The 21174-nt window shown below is 63.4% G+C and carries 19 protein-coding genes; 6 read left to right on the top strand and 13 right to left on the bottom strand.

The genetic code is table 11. From position 1 onward, the window contains the following. Positions 1–4 precede the first annotated feature (4 nt). From JWR51_RS14690 to JWR51_RS14705, 4 genes are all read right to left on the bottom strand, one after another. On the bottom strand, positions 5–832 hold the full coding sequence (locus JWR51_RS14690) for a carbohydrate ABC transporter permease (RefSeq protein WP_299748851.1): 828 nt from the start codon (positions 830–832) through the stop codon (positions 5–7). Further along, the gene (locus JWR51_RS14695; RefSeq protein ID WP_299748854.1) at positions 829–1725 is read right to left on the bottom strand and encodes a sugar ABC transporter permease; all 897 of its coding nucleotides are present in this window, start codon (positions 1723–1725) and stop codon (positions 829–831) included. The genes JWR51_RS14690 and JWR51_RS14695 overlap by 4 nt, the downstream gene beginning before the upstream one ends. A gap of 80 nt (positions 1726–1805) precedes the next feature. Next, on the bottom strand, positions 1806–3104 hold the full coding sequence (locus JWR51_RS14700) for an extracellular solute-binding protein (protein WP_299748857.1): 1299 nt from the start codon (positions 3102–3104) through the stop codon (positions 1806–1808). Between the two features lie 54 nt (positions 3105–3158). Beyond that, entirely contained in the window at positions 3159–5540 is a 2382-nt protein-coding gene (locus tag JWR51_RS14705; RefSeq protein WP_299748860.1) for an alpha-L-rhamnosidase, read from the bottom strand. A 224-nt stretch (positions 5541–5764) separates the two neighbouring features. On the opposite strand from JWR51_RS14705, the gene JWR51_RS14710 reads away from it, so the two are divergent. Continuing rightward, positions 5765–6814, top strand: coding sequence for a LacI family DNA-binding transcriptional regulator (locus JWR51_RS14710; RefSeq protein ID WP_299748862.1), 1050 nt, complete (start codon positions 5765–5767; stop codon positions 6812–6814). Here the strand turns inward: JWR51_RS14710 and JWR51_RS14715 are convergent. Further along, positions 6802–7677, bottom strand: a complete 876-nt coding sequence (locus JWR51_RS14715; RefSeq protein ID WP_299748865.1) for a LysR substrate-binding domain-containing protein — start codon at positions 7675–7677, stop codon at positions 6802–6804. The two genes, JWR51_RS14710 and JWR51_RS14715, sit on opposite strands and share 13 nt — an antisense overlap. Before the next feature lie 89 nt (positions 7678–7766). Here JWR51_RS14715 and JWR51_RS14720 point away from each other — a divergent pair, with 89 nt between their 5' ends. Together JWR51_RS14720 and JWR51_RS14725 are read left to right on the top strand one after the other, a co-directional pair. Then, positions 7767–8543 carry a class I SAM-dependent methyltransferase gene (locus tag JWR51_RS14720; protein WP_299748868.1) on the top strand — a complete coding sequence of 259 codons (777 nt, stop codon included), beginning with the start codon at positions 7767–7769 and terminating at the stop codon, positions 8541–8543. After that, positions 8540–9169 (top strand): pyridoxal 5'-phosphate synthase, encoded by a 630-nt coding sequence (locus tag JWR51_RS14725; RefSeq protein WP_299748871.1) that lies wholly within the window; start codon positions 8540–8542, stop codon positions 9167–9169. Before JWR51_RS14720 ends, JWR51_RS14725 begins: the two co-directional genes overlap by 4 nt. On the opposite strand, the gene JWR51_RS14730 is transcribed toward JWR51_RS14725, so the two are convergent. The 3 genes from JWR51_RS14730 to ugpC all read right to left on the bottom strand — a co-directional run bounded on the left by JWR51_RS14730 (position 9166) and on the right by ugpC (position 12980). Beyond that, positions 9166–10758 carry a glycoside hydrolase family 43 protein gene (locus tag JWR51_RS14730; RefSeq protein WP_299749371.1) on the bottom strand — a complete coding sequence of 531 codons (1593 nt, stop codon included), beginning with the start codon at positions 10756–10758 and terminating at the stop codon, positions 9166–9168. The two genes, JWR51_RS14725 and JWR51_RS14730, sit on opposite strands and share 4 nt — an antisense overlap. A gap of 86 nt (positions 10759–10844) precedes the next feature. Continuing rightward, complete coding sequence (locus tag JWR51_RS14735; RefSeq protein ID WP_299748874.1) at positions 10845–11879, bottom strand: L-idonate 5-dehydrogenase; 1035 nt, start codon at positions 11877–11879, stop codon at positions 10845–10847. A gap of 15 nt (positions 11880–11894) precedes the next feature. After that, entirely contained in the window at positions 11895–12980 is a 1086-nt protein-coding gene (ugpC, locus tag JWR51_RS14740) for a sn-glycerol-3-phosphate ABC transporter ATP-binding protein UgpC (protein ID WP_299748877.1), read from the bottom strand. Between the two features lie 114 nt (positions 12981–13094). On the opposite strand from ugpC, the gene JWR51_RS14745 reads away from it, so the two are divergent. After that, complete coding sequence (locus tag JWR51_RS14745; RefSeq protein ID WP_299748880.1) at positions 13095–13868, top strand: GntR family transcriptional regulator; 774 nt, start codon at positions 13095–13097, stop codon at positions 13866–13868. A 46-nt stretch (positions 13869–13914) separates the two neighbouring features. Here the strand turns inward: JWR51_RS14745 and JWR51_RS14750 are convergent, their stop codons facing one another. The 4 genes from JWR51_RS14750 to JWR51_RS14765 are packed head-to-tail and all read right to left on the bottom strand — an operon-like array spanning position 13915 to position 19002. Beyond that, positions 13915–15903: a LamG-like jellyroll fold domain-containing protein gene (locus tag JWR51_RS14750; RefSeq protein WP_299748883.1), complete on the bottom strand. Its 1989-nt coding sequence runs from the start codon at positions 15901–15903 to the stop codon at positions 13915–13917. A 22-nt stretch (positions 15904–15925) separates the two neighbouring features. Next, a complete protein-coding gene (locus tag JWR51_RS14755; protein ID WP_299748886.1) occupies positions 15926–16756 on the bottom strand; it encodes a carbohydrate ABC transporter permease in 831 nt (276 codons plus the stop codon). Positions 16757–16758: 2 nt separating this feature from the next. Beyond that, positions 16759–17643, bottom strand: a complete 885-nt coding sequence (locus tag JWR51_RS14760; RefSeq protein ID WP_299748888.1) for a sugar ABC transporter permease — start codon at positions 17641–17643, stop codon at positions 16759–16761. Positions 17644–17703: 60 nt separating this feature from the next. Beyond that, entirely contained in the window at positions 17704–19002 is a 1299-nt protein-coding gene (locus tag JWR51_RS14765) for an ABC transporter substrate-binding protein (protein ID WP_299748891.1), read from the bottom strand. Positions 19003–19299: 297 nt separating this feature from the next. Here JWR51_RS14765 and JWR51_RS14770 point away from each other — a divergent pair, with 297 nt between their 5' ends. Further along, on the top strand, positions 19300–20043 hold the full coding sequence (locus JWR51_RS14770) for a hypothetical protein (protein WP_299748894.1): 744 nt from the start codon (positions 19300–19302) through the stop codon (positions 20041–20043). 108 nt (positions 20044–20151) lie between these two features. Here the strand turns inward: JWR51_RS14770 and JWR51_RS14775 are convergent, their stop codons facing one another. Further along, complete coding sequence (locus JWR51_RS14775) at positions 20152–20625, bottom strand: nuclear transport factor 2 family protein (protein WP_299748896.1); 474 nt, start codon at positions 20623–20625, stop codon at positions 20152–20154. 102 nt (positions 20626–20727) lie between these two features. Here JWR51_RS14775 and JWR51_RS14780 point away from each other — a divergent pair, with 102 nt between their 5' ends. Beyond that, the gene (locus JWR51_RS14780) at positions 20728–21168 is read left to right on the top strand and encodes an Rrf2 family transcriptional regulator (RefSeq protein ID WP_299748899.1); all 441 of its coding nucleotides are present in this window, start codon (positions 20728–20730) and stop codon (positions 21166–21168) included. Positions 21169–21174: the final 6 nt, after the last annotated feature.

A 21174-nucleotide genomic window follows, 5' to 3' on the forward strand; every position in this document is an offset into this window, starting at 1 on the left:
GCGCTCATCCCTTCACCGCGCCGGCCGTCATGCCCGCCACGATCTGGCGATTGAAGAACAGGAAGACGATCAGCGGCGGAATGGTGATGAGCAGGATATTGGTGAACAGCAGGTTGTAGGACGTGTTGTACTGGCTCTGGAAATTGTAGAGCGTCAGTTGCACCGTCACGTTCTTGGTGCCCGGCAGGTAATAAAGCGGGTTGGTGAAATCGTTGAAGATGGCCACCGATTGCACGAGGATCACCGTGATCACCACGGGTCGGAGCAGCGGCAGCACGATCTCGAAGAACAGGCGCAGGGGGCTCGCGCCATCGATGATCGTCGCCTCGTCCAGTTCGCGCGGAATGGTGGCGACGAAGGCCTTGAACAGCAACACGCAGAAGCTAAGCCCATAGGCCACTTCGATGAAGATCAGGCCGTGCAGGGTCTTGAACAGGCCCAGGCCCTGCAGCACCCAGATGGTGGGCACCACGGCGGGCGGAATGATCAGCCCGGCGAGGACGAGGAAATTAACCAGCCCGGTCCACGCTGACGGCTTGCGCTGCAGCACGAAGCCGACCATGGCGGCGAAGATCACGAGGAGAGTGACGCTGGCGACGGTCAGGATGGCGCTGTTCACGAAGGCGGTCAGCACCATGTAATTGCGAGTCTGGATCACCTCGACCAGATTGTCCCAGAGGTGAAATCCGTTCGGTAGCGAGAATTCGCGCAAGGACGATTGCCGTTTGTCCTTGAGCGCGGTCAGCACGATGAAGGCGAAGGGCACGAGGAACACAATGGTCGACACGAGGATGGCCAAAATGCCGATCCAGTTGCGGCGCAGATAATTCACTGGCCATCCCCCTGGCGGTTGAGAAAGCCCGAGAGCGGAATGATGATGATGGCGACCATGACGAACAGCACCACATTGCCAGCGGTGGACAGGCCATAGAAGCCGGCCTGATACTGCTTGTAGATTACCGAGGCGATGACGTCGGAGGTGAAGCCCGGCCCGCCCTTGGTCATGGCCCAGATCAGATCGAAACTGCGCAAGCCGCCGATCAGGCTGAGGATGATGACGGTGACTGTCGCGGGCTTGGCCAGCGGCAGGGTGATGTTCCAGAAATTGTCCCAGGCGCTGGCGCCATCGATCAACGAGGCCTCGTAATATTCCTGCGGAATGGAGACGATGCCGGCGATGTAGATGACCGTGGCGAGACCCACGCCCTTCCACACATCGACCAGGGCCACCGAGAACAGCGCCAGGTTGGGATCGGTCAGCCAGCCGGGACCCTTGATGCCGAACAGGCCCAGCGTTTCGTTGATGACGCCGGTGGTGGGGTGCATCATCACGGTGAAGGTAATGCCGACGCCGACGGTGGAGACCAGCACCGGGAAGAACAGCACGGAACGGAGATAGCCGCGGGCGATGATCCGGGAGGTCAGCAGCACGCCGAGCAGGAAGCCGAGTACGACCTTGAGGCCGGATGTGAGCACCGCATAGATCAGCGTATTGACCAGGCCCTTGACCAGGAACGGCTCGCGGAAGAATTGCACGAAATTGTCGAAGCCGATGAAGGTGGCGTCGAACAGGGTCCAGCGCGTCAGGCTGAAGAACAGCGAGGCGACCGTGGGGAACAGGAACAGGACAGCATAGATGATGGCGGCAGGCAGGTAGAACCAACTCGGATAGGCCGAGGTGGTTCGTCGCTTGGGTCGCGGCGCGGCGTGGGTCGCGTCACTCATGGCATCGTTCCTCCCGGTCGCCGAAGCCCGGCCCCATATCACCATGGGGTCGGGCTCCGATCTCGATCAAACCTGACAGATTACCAGCCGGCAATGCCAAGCTGCTGGGCCTGCTTCTTGACGTCCTCGTCGTAAAGCGCGGCGCCGTCGGCCGCCGAGCGGATGCCGGAGCCGACTTCAACGGTGATCTGCTCCAGTGCCGGCCCTTTGATGGGCGAGAGGAATTCGAGCGCAGGAGCGGTGCCGCCATCGCGCTGGAAGTAGGGAAGCAAGTCGGCCACCACGGCCGGAACATCGGCCGGCAGGGTGCAGTCCTTGATCAGGTAGGGACCGGTGACGCCGACGGCCTTGGTCTGCACATCGCAGCCTTCGGTCGAGGCCACGAAGGCCAGGAACGCCTTGGCCTGATCGGCATGTTCGGTGGTCTTGGGGATATAGAGGCTCGATGGCATCCAGGCGGTCAGGCCGTTCTTGGCAGCGTCGTCACCCGGCAGGGCGAAGAAGCCGACATCGGCCTGATTTTCGGGATAGTTGGAGACCACGCTACCAGCGGCGAAGCTGAGCATGGGGTAGTGCGCGCCTTCGCCGGTCGCCAGCATGCGAATGGCGTCGTCGAACTTGGCGGCGGCGAAGTCTTCGTTGAGATAGCCGCCCTTGAACACGGCTTCCTGGCGCTCGAAGCCTTTGATGGCTGCGGCGTCGGTGGCGTATTTGGCCTGATTGTTGGTGTATTTATCCGCGAAATCGGGCTCGGCGGTGATGACGTTGTAGAAGTCGCCCAGCACGAACAGCTGGCTGGTCCAGGTATCGGCGAAGCTCTGGATCACCGCGACCTTGCCGGCGGCCTTGATCTTTTCGTTGTTGGCCATGAACTCGTCCCAGGTCTTGGGAACCGAGAGGCCGAGATCGGCATAGATTTTCTTGTTGTACATCACGCCGCCACCCATGGCGGTGGCGAAGGGCACGCCGAACACGTCGCCACCGGCGGTGACGGTTTTCTGGAAGGTGTCGATGACATTGGCCTCGAAGGGCTCGGCGGTCAGCGGCATCAGGTTCTGCTGCGGATTGATGGCCTGGAACAGCGAGCCGGCATTGTAGAGGAACACATCGGCCATTTCGCCGGTCGCCAGGCGCGTCTTGACGATGTTGTCGCCCTCGCCGCCACCCGGACGGGTTTCCAGTTCGATGGCGATATCGGCGTTCTTGGCCATGAAGGCGTCAGCCAAAGCCTGGGCGACCGTGACGGTGGACGCATCGGTATTGTCGACCAGGAACGACAGGGTGACATCCTGCGCCATGGCGGTGCCGACGAAGCTGGCCGAGAGCAGCAGGCCGGCGGCCAGGCCCGCAAGCCGTGATCCCTTGAATTTTGAAGTCATGCAGTTTCCTCCCATTGGGCCCGCTTGCTGCGGGCAGTTTGACGTGCCGCTCGTTTATGGCGTGCGCGAGTGACCCATCGGCCCGCCGTGAACCTCCCGCGGCGGGACCGAATAGATGAAGTCGACAATGTGCTCGCCGGGACCGGCGCTGATGTCCGCGCCCGATGCGATCGACACGCCATCAAGGACAGCATCGCGATATTCCGGACGCAGGCGGAGCGTTGCGGTGGCGCCGAGGGGCACGACGAAGCGGTAGCGGATGCGGTCGCCATCGACGGTCCAGCCGGCCTCGATGCGCCCATTGGGGCTATCGTGATGCGCGGCGACAGGTGACAGGCCATCGAGGATGGTCGGCTCGAAGATGATGTGGGCAAAGCCCGGCGCCGTGGGATCGGGACGGAAGCCGGCCACGCCTTCGAGCAGCCACTGGCATACGGCGCCATAGGCGTAGTGATTGTAGGAATTCATCTGCGGATTGTAGATCGAGCCGTCTTCCTGGATGGCGTCCCAGCGCTCCCAGATCGTGGTCGCGCCCTTGCGCACCTGGTAGAGCCAGCCCGGCACGTTTTCCTGCAGGAACACTTCGGAGGCGAGGCCCATCTCGCCGATCTGGACCAGCGCCGGCAGCAAAGCCGGGGTGCCAATGAAGCCGGTGCCGATGCGCCCATCGGTGCGATGGATCGAGTTCTTGAAATAGGCCTTGGCGGCGCCCTGGCTGTCTTGCGGGATCAGGCCATGGAGGAACGCCAGCGCATAGGAGGTCTGGTCGTCGCCGGCCACGCGGCCATTGGGCGTGATGAATTCGCCAGCGAAGGCGGCCTTCACCTTGCCGGCGATATCGGCCATGCGGATGGCGGTGGCTTCGTTGCCGACAATGCCCGCGATACGCCCGACCAGGGTCGAGGTGATGAACAGGTACATCGTCGCCGCGGCGTCGTCGCTGATGGTCGGCAGGGGCTTGGCGGAAGGACCGCTGGGCTGCAGCCAGTCGCCGAAGGTGAAGCCGCGGCCGCCCCAGGCCCGCGGCGGCTTGACGATGGGGCCATTGCTGATCGACCAGACGAAGTCGACCCATTTGACCATAGCGGGCAGGGTTTCGGCGAGGAAATCGGTGTCGCCATAATGCAGGTAGACTTGCCACGGCACCATGGCGATGGCATCGCCCCAACCGGTCGAGCCATAAAAGCCCGGATAGTCCTTGGGATTGAGGCGGGTGGGATCGGGCACCACATGCGGGACCGCGCCGTCTTCGCGCTGGTCGGCCATAACGTCGCGGATCCATTTACGGAAAAAGCCCTGCACTTCGCCGAGATAACAGGCGGTGCCGGCAAAGACCTGCGCGTCGCCGGTCCAGCCCAGGCGCTCGTCGCGCTGCGGGCAATCGGTGGGGACTTCGATGAAATTGGCGCGCTGCGACCAGACAGTGTTGAGGAACAGCCGGTTGACCAGCGCATTGCCGGAGGTGAAACCGGCCTTGAGTTCGTGCACTGAACTGATCGGCACCGAGACGATATCGATGAGTTCGGCCTGCCCCTCGATGGTCACGCGCGCATAGCGGAAGCCCTGGAAGGTGAAGGTCGGGCGGTAGTGTTCGTCGCCGTTTCCGCTCAGTGCATATTCGAGGCGCGCGGCGGCGGTGCGTAGGTTGCCATTGTAGAACTGGCCGTCCTTGTCGAGGATTTCGGCGTGTTCGACGATGATGCGGGCGCCAGCCTGGCCTCGCACGGTGAAGGCCACATAGCCGCCGCTGTTTTGGCCGAAATCATAGACCCGGCGGCCGGCATCGTCGGTATGGTTGGCGACCGGTTCCAGCGCCGCGAGTTCGCGCACCGGCGGCGCTTCATAGGCCACGAGGCGAGCCTGATCGAACGGCACAACTTCGCTGCCCGCCGTGACGGCCGGGGTGAAACCGGCATCGTAGATTTCGCCGAAATAGATGCCCGACTTGCGGATCGGCAATTCGCCGCTCTGCCAGCTCGCATCAGTGGCCAGCAGCAGCTTGCCGTCGCCACCACGCAGTTCGGCAATCGCCGCGATGGTGTCGCCCCAGGTATTGTAGATCGGCGCCTCGCCCCACATCATCTGCGAGCGGAACCACCCATCGGCCAGCCAGATCTCGATGACGTTATCGCCAGCCTGCAGCAGTGGGCCGACATCATAGGTCTGGTAGGACAGGCGCTGGTCATAGGCGGTCCAGCCGGGTGTCAGCAGGTCATTGCCGACGCGCTGGCCATTGATGAAAGCGCGATACAGCCCCTGCGCGCTGATGCGCAGCACGGCATCGCCGGCGCCATCCACAGTGAAGCTCTTGCGCAGGAAGGTGGCTGGCGTCTCGACGCCGCCATCCGCCAGAGGGCGCACCATCTGCGCCGTCCAGTTGACCTTTGGACGTGCGGACAGGGCTGTTGCGGCCCGGACGGGCGACGCGTCATTCATCAGAAATCCTCCCAGAGCAGACGAGCCGTTAGCCGGCTTCTCCTGCGGCACCCGGCTAACCCGAGTGCATATCATTGCGCGTGTATCGTTCTACGTGTATCGTTCTACACAATCTAAGCACGGCACCAAATTCCCCACAAGAGAAAAAATGGGAGTGGTGAAGTGTTGGAATCGACCATGGGTGCGACCCCTGCTAACTGTGGCGACCGGAGGATGGACGGGACATGGCGCCGAGAAAGAAAAGCGAGCGGGTAACGATTCGCACCGTGGCCGAGGATGCCGGGGTGTCGGTGGCCGCGGTCTCCAAAGTGCTGCGCGACGCCTATGGGGTCAGCGACGCGATGCGCCTCAAGGTCCGCCAATCCATGGACAAGCTCAGCTACCGCCCGCACTCGGCGGCCCGCGGCATGCGCGGCCAGACCTATACGGTCGGCGTGCTGATGGCCGATATGAAGAACCCGTTCTTTCCCGATCTCATCGACGGCATCGATGATGGCCTGGCGGGCACGCAATACCTGCCGCTGTTCGGCGTCGGCCGGGGGTCGTCCTCGGTGGAACGGGCGATCGTGCATGCCATGGTCGACCGGCAGATCGATGGCCTCATCATGATCGGCCAGCGCATGGCGACCGTGGATCTTGAAGGGATCGCCAGCGAAGTTCCCATCGTGGTCATCGGCCACCATGCGCCGGATGCGCAGTCGTTCGATTCGGCCAACAATGATGACGTGCGGGGCGGCGCCATCGTGGCCGAACACATGCTGGCACAGGGTTACCGGCGGCCGGCGATGATCACGCTGGGGCGGAACGACCTGATGTCGGCAGACGTGTCGCAAAAGCGCGAACGGGGCTTTGCGGATGCATTGCGTAGCGCCGGCTTTGCCGAGCACGACATCCGCATCGCGTCGGCCGATGACGGGCTGGATGATGTGACGGCGACGGTTCGCGCCTTGCTGGAGAGCCCCCAGCGCCCCGATGCCATCTTCGGCTGGGCCGACTATTATGCGCTCGAAGTGCTCAGCGCTGTTCGCGCACTCGGTTTCCGGGTGCCGGACGATATGGGGATCATCGGCTATGACAATTCGGCGCCGTGTGCCTTCACCCAGAACAATCTGACTAGCGTCGACCAATTCGGCCGGGAAATCGGCCGTCAGGCGACGCGGTTGCTGATCGAGCGCATCAAGGGCCGCACGCAGGCCGAGCACTTCGTCGTCACCCCGAGGCTGGTCGCGCGCGGCAGTTCGATGGCGGTCACAGGAGCCGATCAGGGCGCGTAGGCGCCGAAGGCCCTGGCCTCCTCTGCCAGCCATTGGCAGAACATTGCCGACTTGCGATGCCGGTGCGATCGGCGCATCGCCACATATTCCTGCCCGCTGGCGATGAACCCTAGCGGCGCCGCCAGGACACCGGCGCGCAGGTCGTCGGCCACCATCGGCCAGGGTGCGATGCAGACGCCAAGCCCGGCGGATGCCGCTTCCAGCATGAAGTAGAAATGCTCGTATTCGTTGCCGCCATCGCCGCTGGTCGGCACGCCGGCGCGACGGCTCCAATCGGTCCAGGCATGGCGGCGCGTGCGCGAATGCAGCAGCGGCACGGTGGCGATATCGTCGGCCACCGCCCGCGCCAGGATTGGCGCCGCGACGGGGCCGATCTGTTCGTCGAACAGATGGGTGACCTCAAGACCGGCCGGCCATGGACCGGCGCCGGCCCGGATGGCGACATCGACATTGTCGCGCGCGATATCGACCGGCTTGCTCGACGCGCTCAGGCGCACCTCGATCTCGGGATGCGCCTGCCGGAAGCGATACAGTCGCGGGATGAGCCAGCGCATGGTGAAGGTGCCGGGACACGATACGTCGAGCGTCCCCTCGTCGGTATCGGCGACTGACCGCACCGCCAGGTCCAGCTGATCGAAGGCCGGCGTCAGGCCCAGCATCAGCCGATTGCCGGCATCGGTCAGCCGTAGCGCATTCTTGGGGCCCTCGAACAGCGCGACGCCGAGCCGCTGCTCCAACTGCTGCACCTGGCGGCTGATGGCGCTGTGGGTGACATGCAGTTCCTCGGCCGCAAGCGTCATTCGTCCATGCCGACCAGCCGCTTCGAAAGCGCGTAAAGCGTTGAGCGAGGGGAGTTTTCTCATGTGAGCTTTCCGAACATAGCGTGTTCGATCATATCGGTTTTCAGCGCGCGCCGCATGCTGTCTTCTGCCGGCAGATCGAGGAAAACCAGATGACACAGCGACATGTCGACGGCAGCGCCGGCGACGCCAATTACGGCGTGATCGGCGTAAACTACACAAACTACCGCCAGCCGGAACCGTATTTTGCACAACGGATTGGTGACGCACTGGGCGCGGCGCGAAGCGTGCTGAATGTTGGGGCCGGTGCCGGTTCGTACGAGCCGGTCGATCGGGAGGTGACGGCGATCGAGCCCTCTGCCTCGATGCGGGCGCAGCGTCCGGCGCATCTGGTGGCTGCCGTCGACGGCGTGGCGGAGCGCCTGCCCTTTGCCGACCAGAGCTTTGATGCCAGCATGACGACATTCTCGGTGCATCAATGGCAGGACCTTGCGGCGGGCCTCGCCGAAATGCGGCGCGTCACGCGCGGGCCAGTGCTGATCCTAACCTGCGATCCGGCGGCGCTCGATCGGTTCTGGCTCAATGATTATGCGCCCGAAGCCATCGCCACCGAGGCGCGGCGTTATCCCACCATGGCATCCATCGTCGAGGGGCTTGGGGGACAGGCGGAGGTGCAGGACATACCGGTACCGCTCGGCTGCATCGACGGGTTTAGCGAGGCGTATTACGGCCGGCCGGAACGGCTGCTGGAGCCGGGCGCGCGGCTGGCAAACTCGGCCTGGAGCTTTGTCGATCCAGCGGTCGGGCCGCGTTTCGTGGAGCATCTGGGACGCGACCTGGCGGATGGCACCTGGGATCGCAAATATGGGCATTTGCGGAGCCAGCCATTTTTCGATGGTTCGCTGCGGCTCATCGTGGGGCGGCCATGACCGCCTCGCCCACCCGCCTTTTGCTGCGCAAATTGCCCAGCCTTGCCGGACCGCTGCCGGACTTCGATCCGGTGGCGATCGCCGAGGTGCCGCAGGACCAGTTTGTCATCTGGCTCCGCGAGGCCATTGCGGCCGGCATCACGGAGCCACATGCCATGACACTCGGCACCGTGGACGCACAGGGCCGGCCGGATGCCCGGGTGCTGATTCTGAAGGACCTGGACGAGCGCGGCTGGCATTACGCCACCAGCCGGAAAAGCCCGAAGGGCCAGCAAATAGCGGGCACGAGCGAGGTGGCGCTGACCTTCTATTGGCCGTTGTTGGGGCGGCAGGTTCGTGTTCGCGGCACGGCAGTGGATTTGGGTCGCGAGGCGGCCGCGGCCGATTTCTGGGCGCGCTCGGCGGAAGCCCGCTCCGGTGCCGCACTGGAGCGGCAAAGTCAGATCATGGATGCCGACCTGGAACAGAGTGCCGCCGATCCGAGCGAAGTGCCGGGCGGTTGGTCGGTATTCGCGGTCAGGCCCGACAGCGTCGAGTTCTGGCAGGGCTGTACCGACCGGCAGCACGTCAGGCTGCTCTACAATCGCATCGATCGCGGCTGGAAAGCCACGCGGCTCTGGCCCTAGGGATCGATGCGCTGCGGCGCGTAGAGGAAGTAGCTGAAATCGGCGGCGGTCGCGGTGCCGTTGAGGTCATTGGCGGCGACGCCGACGAAGGCGCCGGTAAAGCTGCCGTCGACCCCATAGGCACCGCCCTCGTCGGAAAGCAGGGAAGCATCGAGTACGGGGCCAATGGGGATGAGATCGCCGTCGGCTCCGAGGCCGTAGAAGAATTGCAGCCGGGCCTGCCGGATCGATAGTGCCAGACGAACGGCCCCCGTCGGCGGTAGCCGGACCGGCGCGGCGGGGAACCGCAGATTGCCGTCGGGGAAACTGCTTTCCGAGCTCATGATCAGCAGTTCGCGGTTGCCGTCCGCATCGGCGGTAACCGCGAGATAGTGGAAATTGTAGCGCTGGTAATAGGCGACCAGACCGGCCATCACGCGTTCGTCGGTCGGCGAGATTTCCACCAGGGTCTCGGCGTCATAGTCGAAATGGGTCTGTCGGCGGGCGACCAGGGCCTGTTCGAACCATGAGCCAATCGATTCACGCCCGAACAGGCGCAGCCGGCCATCGGCGACGGCAAATATCCGCTCTGGCTCCGGTGTCCTCAGCCACTGGAAATCGGCGGGCAAGCCGGCGTCAAAGTCATAGTGTTTCGGCGCCCAAAACAGGTCATCGTCGCGGGTGCCAGCCACATCCGTGGCCAGATGGGGCAACAAACCGCCGCCCTTGAGCCACAGCCAGTCGTCGCGCCATTCGACTTCCTGGATCGCGGTTTCGCGGCCCAGCACGCAACGCCGTTTCTGGGTGATGGGCCGCCCGGCCAGATGGACGATATAGTGGCGGCCATCAGGCGTCTCTACCCAGTCGCCATGGCCGGTGCGTTGCAGGGGATGAAGCGGGGCATCCTTGGCGGTGAAGATATGTTTTTGCGGATGTGTCTCGTAAGGACCATCGATCTGGCGCGATCGCGCCAGCGACACCGCATGATCGTAGCCGGTGCCGCCCTCGGCGGTCAGCAGATAGTACCAGCCATTGCGCTTGTAGAGATGGGGGCCTTCGGTCAGTCCCAGCTCGGTGCCATGCCAGATCGTCTTCATCGGCCCCACGAGAGAGCGCGCGACGGGGTCGTATTCCTGCAGGCGGATGCCGGCGAACATGTTGGGCCGGCTGCGGTGATCCCACAGCATGTTGACGAACCACTTGCGGCCGTCATCGTCGTGGAACAGGCTGGGGTCAAAGCCTGAGGAATTGATGTAGACGGGATCGGACCACGGCCCTTCGATCTTGTCCGCCCAGACGATATAGTTGTGCGTGTCCTTGAACGAGCCGTCCTTGCGCTTGACGTCGGTATAGACCAGCCAGAATTTTTCCCCGTCATGGCTGAGGCAGGGCGCCCACACCCCGCAACTGTCGGGGTTGCCGCGCATGTCGAGCTGGCTCTTGCGGTTGAGAGGCCGCGTCAGCAGCGTCCAGTTCGCCAGGTCGCGGCTGTGATGGATCTGCACGCCCGGATACCATTCGAAGGTCGAGGTGGCGATGTAATAGTCATCGCCGACACGCAGGATGGACGGGTCCGGATTGAAGCCGGGTAGGATGGGATTGGTGACCAGTGGCATGGGGACCCTCAGATGTTTGAAAGGCGATAAGGGCTAGACGGCGTCAAGGACGCCGCCGAGCGCGGACCCACCAAAGCTCTTCATGGCTCGACCTGAACCTTGATGACGCCATCCTTGCCGATGGCGCGATCCATGGCGCTGGCCATTTCATCCAGCGGCATCACCGCATTGACCAACGGCGCGACATCGACACGGCCGGAGGCCATCAGATCGAGCGCGATGGCGAAGACATTGGCGAAGCGGAACGAGCCCACATAGCTCAACTCGCGCGCCATGATGGTGTTGAGCGGGGCGGTAACATCGGCTGGCAGGGTGCCGATCTGCACGATGGTGGCGCCGCGCCGCGCCAGCGCGATGGAGAGAGGAACGGCAGGTGGCGCGCCGGAGGCCTCGAACACCACGTGAAAGCCGCCCGGTGTCAGGGCCAAACCACGTTCGACGGCAACGGGATCGGAAGCATCGAGATTACTGTCGGCGCCGAGCTGGACTGCCAGATTGCGCGGAAAGGCCGCGATGTCGGCAAGCGTCACCGTGGACGCGCCGAATGCCCGTGCCACGAGGGCCGTCAACTGACCGATGGCGCCGCCACCGGTGACCAGCACGCTCTTGCCGGCCACGCCGCCGGAGCGCATCACCGCATGCACCGCCACTGACAAAGGTTCGGTCATTGCGGCTTCGGCCCAGCCCAGGCCGTCGGGCAGGACATGACAATTGGCGGCGGGCGCGACCACATATTCGGCAAAGCCGCCATCGACATGCGGATCGGTGCTCGCCGAGCCGTAGAAGCGCATGTTGAGACAGAGGTTGTAGCGTCCCTCGCGACAGAACGCGCAGGTGCCGCAGGGTATCGATGGATCAACCGCCACACGCCTGCCGGCAAGCGCCGGATCGACGCCCGGGCCGAGTTCGGCAATTTCGCCGGCAATCTCATGGCCCAGAATGAAGGGGCGCTTGGGCACGAAACTGCCGGCACGGCCATGCACAAAGTAGTGGATGTCGGAGCCGCAGATACCAGCCCGCCTTACCCGCACCAGAACCTCGCCAGGGCCCGGCATTGGGGTGGGGACCAGCTCGGCCCGAAGGTCCCGCTGGCCATGAAGGACGAAGGCTTTCATAGGTCTACTTTCGGTTCAGATCTCGGTCTGCGCGCTTGCGGGGCGCAGAGTATTGCCATCGGCACCAAACAGGTGCAGCCGGCTTTGCGGCGCGGACAGCGCCACCGCGTCGCCCTGCCGCAGGGCGCTGTCGCCCGGCAGCTTTACGATGAGCGGTTCAGCACCCCCGACATCCACGTAGGCGATGGCCAGCTCACCGAGATTCTCGATGATGGACGCGGTGCCGCGCACCAGCGCCGGGCCGGTGGTCAGTACCAGATCCTCGGGCCGCACGCCGAGCATGAGGGAGCCGGAGGGCTGGAAGGCAAATGGAATGGCCACCGGATCGCCCGAGCTGGACTTGACCTGGCCGTCCACAATGGGGGTAACGGCGACGAAATTCATCGCTGGCGAGCCGATGAAGCCGGCGACGAACTGGTTGGCCGGATTGTGATAAAGTTCGAGCGGCGTGCCGACCTGCTCGATATGGCCGGCGCGCATCACCACGATACGGTCGGCCAGGGTCATGGCCTCGACCTGATCGTGGGTGACGTAGATCATCGTGGTTTGCGGCATGGACTGCTTGAGGCGGGCGATTTCGATACGGGTCGCCACGCGCAGGGCGGCGTCGAGATTGCTCAGTGGTTCATCGAACAGGAACACTTTGGGATCGCGGGTGATGGCGCGGCCGATGGCGACGCGCTGGCGCTGGCCGCCCGAAAGCTGCTTGGGCAGGCGATCGAGCAGCAGCGTCAGTTGCAGCATGTCGGCGGCGGCGTTCACGCGACGGTCGATCTCGGCCTTGGGCGCCTTGGCCATGCGCATGCCGAAGCTCATATTGTCGCGCACGCTCATATGGGGATAGAGCGCGTAGGACTGGAACACCATGGCGATGGCGCGGTCGGCCGGCGGCATGTCGTTGACCACCTGCCCGCCAATGGAAATAGTGCCCGCGGTGATCTCTTCGAGGCCCGCGATCATGCGCAGCAGCGTTGATTTTCCGCAACCGGACGGCCCCACGAAGACGACGAACTCGCCCGAGTGGATCGACAGGTCGATGCCCTTGAGCACCGGCACGGCACCGTAGGACTTGTTGAGGCCAGAAATCTGCAGGTCGGACATCGTGGCCACCATTGCCAAATAAACTGATATATCGGTATATTGCTATATCGGTAGTGTCAATGTCCGCCGAGCCGGATAGGATGACGCATACGATCCACCTGTTCGAGACCGCCCATGCCAAGGCCGAGACTGAGCGCCGCCACCGACATAGCGAGCTCAATCAACTTCTCCGTTGCCGATATCAACCAGGCGCTGCCCAAGACCGCGCAGGTCTATGAGCTGGTGCGGCGGGCGATCGTATCGCTGGACATGCCCCCCGGCATGGCGATCAATGAAAAGAAAATCTGCGAGGAGCTGCAGATTTCACGCACGCCCCTGCGCGAGGCCATCCTGCAACTGCATGCCGAGAACCTGGTCGACGTGCGCCCCAATGCGGGCACCTTCGTTGCCCCGATCGACCTGCGCTACGTGCTGGAAGGCCAGTTGGTGCGCGATGCGCTCGAGATGAAGGTCGTGCGGTTTGCGGCACGGCGCGTCGACAAACAATTCCTCGCGCGCCTCGACCTCAACATGCATCAGCAGCGCACGCTTGCGGGCGAGCGGGACTATGACCAGTTCTACGAGCAGGACGAGGCCATGCATCAGCTGATCTGCGAACACGGCGCATCCCAGCGTATCTGGCGGCTGGTGACCGGCGCCAAGGCACAGCTCGACCGCGTCCGCCGCCTGCAGATGCCCGAACCCAATCACATGACCATCGTGCTGGCCGAGCATGTGGCCATTGTGGAAGGGATCCGCGCTGGTGACGAAAACGCCGCCGCGCAGGCGATGAAGATCCACCTGGACCGGGTGTTCCTCACCATCCGCCACCTCATGGCGGAACGTGCCGAACTGTTTGCCCCCCAGGCGGGACCCTTGCTGGAAGAGTTCGAGCGCTTTTCGGCTTAGCGAGCAGGGTCGGCGGAGCGGGTGGAGGTCCGCGCCGCCGACCTTGCTAGCGTCGGGGCCGGAAGCTCACGGCGACCGGGACCGTCGCCGATAGTTCCACCCAGACGATAAGGTCGCTCCGCTCGGCGCTATGCCGCCAGCCGATGCGCAGGCTGTCGCCCTCGGGCCGCACCTGGCCGTCGATCACAACATCCATGGCGCCCGCTGACCAGCCTTCCAGCACAAAGGCCGGATTGATGACCGGGGAAGCTTCACTTGCCTGCAGCGTGAAGGACAATTCTGCCGGGCCTGATAGCAGGTAGGCCTTCTCCAGCGGATCGAAGACGCCGTTCGCGCCTTCGGTCAGGCCGGTGAGGGGCGCGGGCGACAGCCATGCGGCGGCCAGCGGGACCAAGTCCTCAGCCTTCTGCGTGGTCAGACCATGCAGCATCACGCGTTGGCGCGAGGTGGGCGTGACCTTGTAATCGGCCCATTCGGACCCGGTCAGCACCGAGGAATGCGAGGCCCGGTCGGCCGCCACGGCGCGCCGTCCGTCCGAGGGAATGTCGCTGGTCGGCCAGTGATTCCACCAGGGGAAGGTCTGACCGTCGCCCAGGGTCTCGTGATAATAGGGCGGGAATAGCGGCCCCGGTTGCGGACCGTCATCGCGCGTCAGGCATGGCTCGTCCGACACGATCATGTAGGGCCGCTGGGCGGATTTCGTGTTGATCATTGCGATATTGGCGCGGGCCGGCTCCGGTAGGTGGCGCGGCCGCCCATTGGCCCAGGAATAAGTGTGGGCTTCGCCCGCCATATTGGCCAGGGTCACGGGTTCGAGCTCCAGCACATCCTCGGGGCGCTGGCCGGGGCCGAGCACGACGATGGATTCCTGGAATTCGTGCGACTCCATGGGCTGGGTGGAATGCAGCGTTATCGAGCGCGTGGCCGAGCCGTCCGGATAGATGGTGTAGACTTCGTCGGAGAAATCGCTCCAGCCGCTGACGGGGTCCTTGCGCGGGCGCACGTCGAGCACGTCGACCAGCGCGTAGCGCCAGTGCACCACGACGCGAGCATCGTGGCTCTCGATGATGCGCACATGGGAATAGGCGCAGTGCTTGTCCGACATCGGTTCGGCGCAACCGGTGGCGCCATTGCCCCAGGTTTCGTTGAACTCGTTGGTGTACCAAATGCCGTCGCCGCTGACCCAGCAGGGGATGTAATTGGTGCCGCGCCAGAACACGACGCGATAGTCGGCCTTGTCGAAGCGCACGAGGACGTCGGGGTGCTCTCCTACCCGCCAGCGGCGATCCCAGCCATCGTAGTATTTGAGGTGTTCATAGGTCGCGCCGAAGCGTCCGGCGCCGACAGGACCGGCCGGCAGGCGACGTGGGGCGATATCGGCCCTGCCCTCAGCTTTGGCTGCCGTCACCGGCGCTGGACCGGTGCCGACCGTTACGCCCTCGATGAGGCCATCGAAATAGACGGTGATCGGCAGATGCGCGTAGGGGCGGATCGGGCCGGTGGGGATGATCTCGTGGCGCGTGCGGCCAATCAGGGCTTCGGCGGCCTCGGACGGACGGTAGCGCCCGGAAATGCTGGTGCGGCCGATCTCGACGCCATCGAGGGTGATGGAGAGCGCGACGTCCGGTTCGAACGCGAAGACCAGGCGGTGCCACTGATGCAGGTCTAGCGCAGTTTCGCCATTGACCACGTGAAGGCCCGTGTGGGTGACAAGCGCGAAGCGTGGCCGGCCACGATCGCCGATACCGACGCTGAAGCCGGATTCGCCGCCATCGCGCTCGAGGGTCAGCACGTCGAGGATCGGGCAGACATTCCACGGATAGGCAGCCAACGCCACATTGGCCGCGATATGGAAGGCGCCAGGCAAGGTGCCAGGCAGGGGCGCGGCCACATAAGCCGAAAAACCATCAAAGTTCAGCGCCGTGGCGCTGTCGAGCCCGGCGGCCGGAACCGCGTGGCCGTGGCGCACGAAATCGGGCTGTTCGGCGGCGGCGCTCCAGCGGAACGCGATGTCCGAAGGTGTGGTCTGAGACATGAAAAGTCCTTGGATTAGCGGATCAGGCCTTGAGGGCGCCTTCGATCAGGCCGTTCTGGATTTGGCGACGGAAGATCAGGAAAATGACGAGCGGCGGGCCGGTGGCGATGATCAACGCGGCCACCTTCAGGTTCATCAGCGCGGCATGGCTGCCCTGGAACGCCATCATGCCCAGCGTCACGGTGCGCAGGGACTGATCGTTGAGATAGATCAGCGGCCACATGAAATCGTTGAAAATCCAGATGAAGTAGACGATGCCCACCGTGGCCATCGCCGGTTTGGCCAGCGGCAGCATGATGCGGATGAAGATATTCCACTCCGAGACGCCCTCGACGCGCGCGGCTTCCGCCAATTCCTTGGGGATGCCGCTGAAATAGGCGCGGAAGAAGAAGATGGCGAAGGGCACCCAGGCGAAATAGGTGAGGATCACCGCCGCATAAGTGTTGATCAGGCCCAGCGTCGCCATCAGCTTGAAGCTGGGGACCATGATGACCTGGGGCGGGATCATCATGCCGGCCAGGAAGTAGATGAACACCGCTTCCTTGGCGCGGAACTCGAAATGGGCGAGCGCATAGCCGGCGGCACTGCAGAAGGCCAGCAATCCGGCTACCGCTACGACAGTGATGCCGAGGGAGTTGAGATAGAGCTTGGTGAAATCGCCCTGCACCCAGGCATCGACGAAGACCCAGAAGTTGGGCGTTGCGGGCAGCGAGAACGGGGATTGGTTGATCTCGCCGGTGGTCTTGAGCGCGGTCGAGATCATCCACAGGAAGGGCAGTACCACCGATGCCGCGAGGGCAACCAGCAGGATATAGGCGAAGATGCGGACGAGGAGCGGCAGGGATTTGAACATGATCAGGCCTTCTGTCCGCGCCCGCTCAGGGCAAGCTGAATGCCGCTGACGCAGAGAATGATGACGAACAGCATCATGGCGATCGCAGTGCCATAGCCGGGATTCCCCTTGAGGAAGGCCTGGCTGTACATGAAGACGCTCAGCACTTCGGAGCCATGGAAGGGGCCGCCATTGGTCATGACGATGACCAGGTCAAACAGCAGGAAGGCATTGGTGGTGACCAGCACGATGACCACGGTCAGCACCGGTCGCATCAGCGGCAGGGTGATATGGCGGGTGATGTTCCACGGGCTGGCGCCATCGATGCGCGCAGCCTCGATATAGTCGTTGGGAATGGTCTGTAGTCCCGCCAGCAGCAGCAGGATGGCAAAGCCCAACTCGCGCCAGATATAGACCAGCATCACCATGGGCAGCGCCGTTTCCTTGCTGCCCAGCCATTGATATTGCTCGACGCCCGGTATGCCGACGGCCGCCAGCGCCGGACCGACGAGCCCCACAGTCGGGCTCAGCATCTGGGTGAACAGCAGCCCGATGACGACGCTCGAGAGCACGATGGGGATGAAGAAGATGGTTGAAAATACCGAGTGTCCGCGCGGCTTGGCATTGAGGATGAGCGCGTAGGTCATGCCCAGGATGATGATGGAGCTCAGCACCACGGCGACGAACAACAGGTTGTTGCGCAGTGCGTTCCAGAACCAGCGATCGTCGAAAAGTTCCAGGTAATTGGCCACTCCGACCCAGTGGATGGAGGCGAGGCTGATGCCGTTCCACTGCGTGAAACTGGACAGCAGCGCGATCAGCGCCGGGGCAATCCAGAACACGGTATAAAAGACAAAGGCCGGTAGCAGCAGCCAGATGTGAAAATTGGTCCGGCCAGGGCGCGCCACGGCATTCTCCTATCAAGGCAGGGCGGCGGCGACCGCTTGGGCCGCCGCCGTCGGGGGAGCTTACCAGCCGCGCTCTGCGCGCAGGTCGGTGACGCATTCCTGATGCATGTCGCCGGCTTCCTGCGGCGACAGATCGCCGGTCAGGACTGCCACATTAGCCTCGTTGACGTTTTCCTGCATGCACTTGACGTCCTCGATCATATCGAGAAACGGCGAGGCATTCTGGGCATTGTCGAGCAGGCCGGCAATCTGGCGCAACATGGGATCCATGGTCCAGCCTGAGCTGTCGTACTGATAGGGGCTCAGGTCGAAGTTCTCCTCGACATAGAGCTTCTGGACGGGCTCGCTGGTCAGGAATTCGAGGAATTTCTTGGCCGCATCGGCGTCGCTGGTCGTGGTCGGGATGGTGAACAGCAGTGAATTGGTGACGATCGCGGTCGGCTCGGGGCTATCGGCCACGGGCGGGAACAGCGTCAGGGCGACGTTTTGCGCGCCATTGGCCTTGGCCATGCCGACACCCCAGCTCCCCGTGGAGTAGAACGGCGCCCGGCCGGCGAAGAACAGGCCCGCCGCGGTGTCGTTGTCGTCCGACAGATAGCCCGGGGTGAAGTAGCCGGCATCGGCCACGGCCTTATAGACCTCCCAGGCGTGGACCGCCTTGGGGTCGCTCCACTTGAGAGCCGACGTGATCGAGGGATCGAGTGTCTGCAGACCGATATGGTCATACTCGTCCTTGGTCAGGATGCCGTGCAGGATGTGGTTGAAATAGTGATTGCCGGTCCACTGGTCGCGGTCGCCGAAGGCGATGGGCGTAATGCCGGCATCGAGGAACTTCTGGCTGGCGGCCATGAAGCCTTCCCAGGTGGCCAGCGAAGCGGGATCGATCCCCTGCTCTTTCAGCATGACGGGATTGTAGTAGAGCACATTGCCGACCTTGAGGCCCCAGAGCACGCCATAGGACTTGCCGTCATACTGGTACATGGTCTCAAGACCCGGACGCAGCTTCTCCTCGATGGGTTTTACGAAATCGGTGAGGTCCATGAGCTGGCCCGACTGGGCATATTGGAACGCGTTGGAGCCAGCATTGACCTCGGCGATATCGGGCGGCGTGCCACCCGCAAAGGCGGTGCGCAGCGCGGTCTCATAAGCGGTGTTCTCGAACGAGGTGTGCTTGACCACGATGCCCGGATTGGCAGCGTTGAACATCTCGACGGCTTTGTTGAGCACGGTGGACTCTGGCGGAGCCGACAGCTCCGACCACAGATTAAGCGTGACGGTCTGGGCCATTGCGCCGCCATGGGCGATCAGCAAGGCCACCCCGGCTAGGGTCAGGGCACGCAGACTACGAAACTTTGACATGACGGATCGATCCTCCCTTGGAAAGGTATTTGGTCCATGACCTAAATACTGATATATCGGTATATCGGAAAGATCGAGCCGTCAAGACAGCCGCGTATGGGCTTTGGCCAAGCTCACCGGCCGCCATCGACGGCAATATTCTGACCGGTGATCATTCGTGTGAGATCCGATGCGAGGAAGCCGACTCGGCCACATCCGTGGCTTCGATGCGTCGTGAAGCCCTGCTTGTCCCGCACCCAGCCGTCGTATCGCTCGAGCCGGACCGCGGCTTTCCGAAGCGTTTACGCTTGGCGTGGCATGCTTGTCGCCATGAAGATGGCCGAGACATTGGCGCTGCGGAACGCGCGGGCGCTGCTGCGTTTCAACAAGGCTCTGCCGGAGGTATTTCCTGCGGCTGTGCTGGCACACGCCATGGCCAGACGTTGGACCCCGCCGACACCACGGCTCGCCATTGACAGCTATTGGCGGGCGCATCCATTGCGAGCCGACCGGCTGGCACGGGCCTTGGCTGCCAAGAGCGGGACACCCAAAGGTTGGACATGGCGGCTTCGGTCTACCGATGAGCCCGATCTTGCCGCCAGTTTTCGCCTGCCACCCGCGCCATACCGCCAACAGGCCTTCTCACGAGGACCCGGCCACTGCGTGGTCTGCGGACAGCCCGTCTATCGGCTTGGCTGGCATGTCGATCTCTGGGACAAGGGCCCCAACAAGAACGCCGTCTGGCACACCGCTTGCGTCACCGCCTGGCAGTTGTGGAACGCGCCTAGCAACCACGTCAAACTGCTACGGAAATTGCAAGCCCGGCGCTGCGCGACAAGCGGAGCGCGGCTCTTGCGCACTTCGGAAGTCGACCACCGCACGCCTCTGTTCCGCGTGTGGGGTGAGCATCGCGATGCCGACTGGCCGACGCTTTTGAATTATTGGGGCTTGCCCAACCTGCAAGTCATCAATCGCGATGCCCATGCGCAAAAATCCGCAGCCGAAGCAACGACCCGCCGGCGTGGCAACGTCATTGACGATGGTAAAAATCAGTTTCCCTAACGGCTTCAAAAGACGAGTCGCCGTCCGTGGCGCTCCGACCGGTCACATAGACCGTCGCCCCTACTGCGTAGCGGCGATAGGCAAACGCCTTCATCTGAGCCGCCGTCTTCAGAAGGCAAACGGCAGATTGTGGATGATCCGGAGCGCTTCGATCAGCCACGCCCCATCCACCCGAACGAGCGACTGACGATAGTAGCCCGACTCGATCGGGGTGATTGTGCCCTGAGCGCCAGAGACGCCCCTCGGCCAGCCCGTGTCGGGCTTCTCCGCGCCCACGATATTGAAGACCATGAACTGAGCATCGACCGTCGCACGATCACCGTCGATCTCGACGAGGAGCCCGTCGGTGGCGTTGTGGCTCCATCCGCGCGGCGGGTGCGGCTTCATCAAGTTGACGACACCGTTGGCGATCGCGTCACGCCCCACGAGTTCGCCCAGCGGCTCCAGCTCGCCAGCATTGTTGTAAAAGATCGTCACACGTGCCTGGGGCGTATAGAGGGCCCCCATGGCGGCGCCGTCGCGCCGATCGTGAGCCCGAACGTAGTGGGCGATAACCTGCTGCACAGCCAGTTCATCAGACATCGAAGGTCTCCTTGAGAGATATATGCGCCAAACATGGATACATATACCGAGCTTGATATGCAAGAGTGAAAGATACATATTATCGGAGCTAGGAGAAGAGCCATGATCGATGTCCGTTTCCCGACCGCGTTGCAGATGATGCTCAGCCTGGCGCTGGCTCAGGCCGAAGGCACCGAACGGGTGAGTTCCGCCGAGTTGGCTGAGGGGGTCGACTCCAATGCAACCTTTGTCAGGCGATTATTGGTGCCCCTGATGCAGGCGGGTCTTGTTCGTTCGACCATGGGGCGAGATGGCGGCGTCAGCCTGAGCGTCGACGCCGCCGCGATCACGCTCGGCGAAATCTACAAGGCGACTATGGGCGACAAGAGGCTGTGGACCGGACGTAGCGATATCCCCCACCGATGCGTCGTCACGCGCAATGTCGAACGATTCTTTGGGAACTTGGCCGACGAGGTAGACGAGTCGGTGGAGCGCCTGTTGGGTGGGCAAACGCTGGCCGATGCCCTCTTGGAGCTTCGCACCCTCGATGCGGCGCCCGTTTAGAAAGAG

Origin of the sequence: Devosia sp. (assembly GCF_028290625.1) — a bacterium.
In the GTDB taxonomy this organism is placed as follows: domain Bacteria; phylum Pseudomonadota; class Alphaproteobacteria; order Rhizobiales; family Devosiaceae; genus Devosia.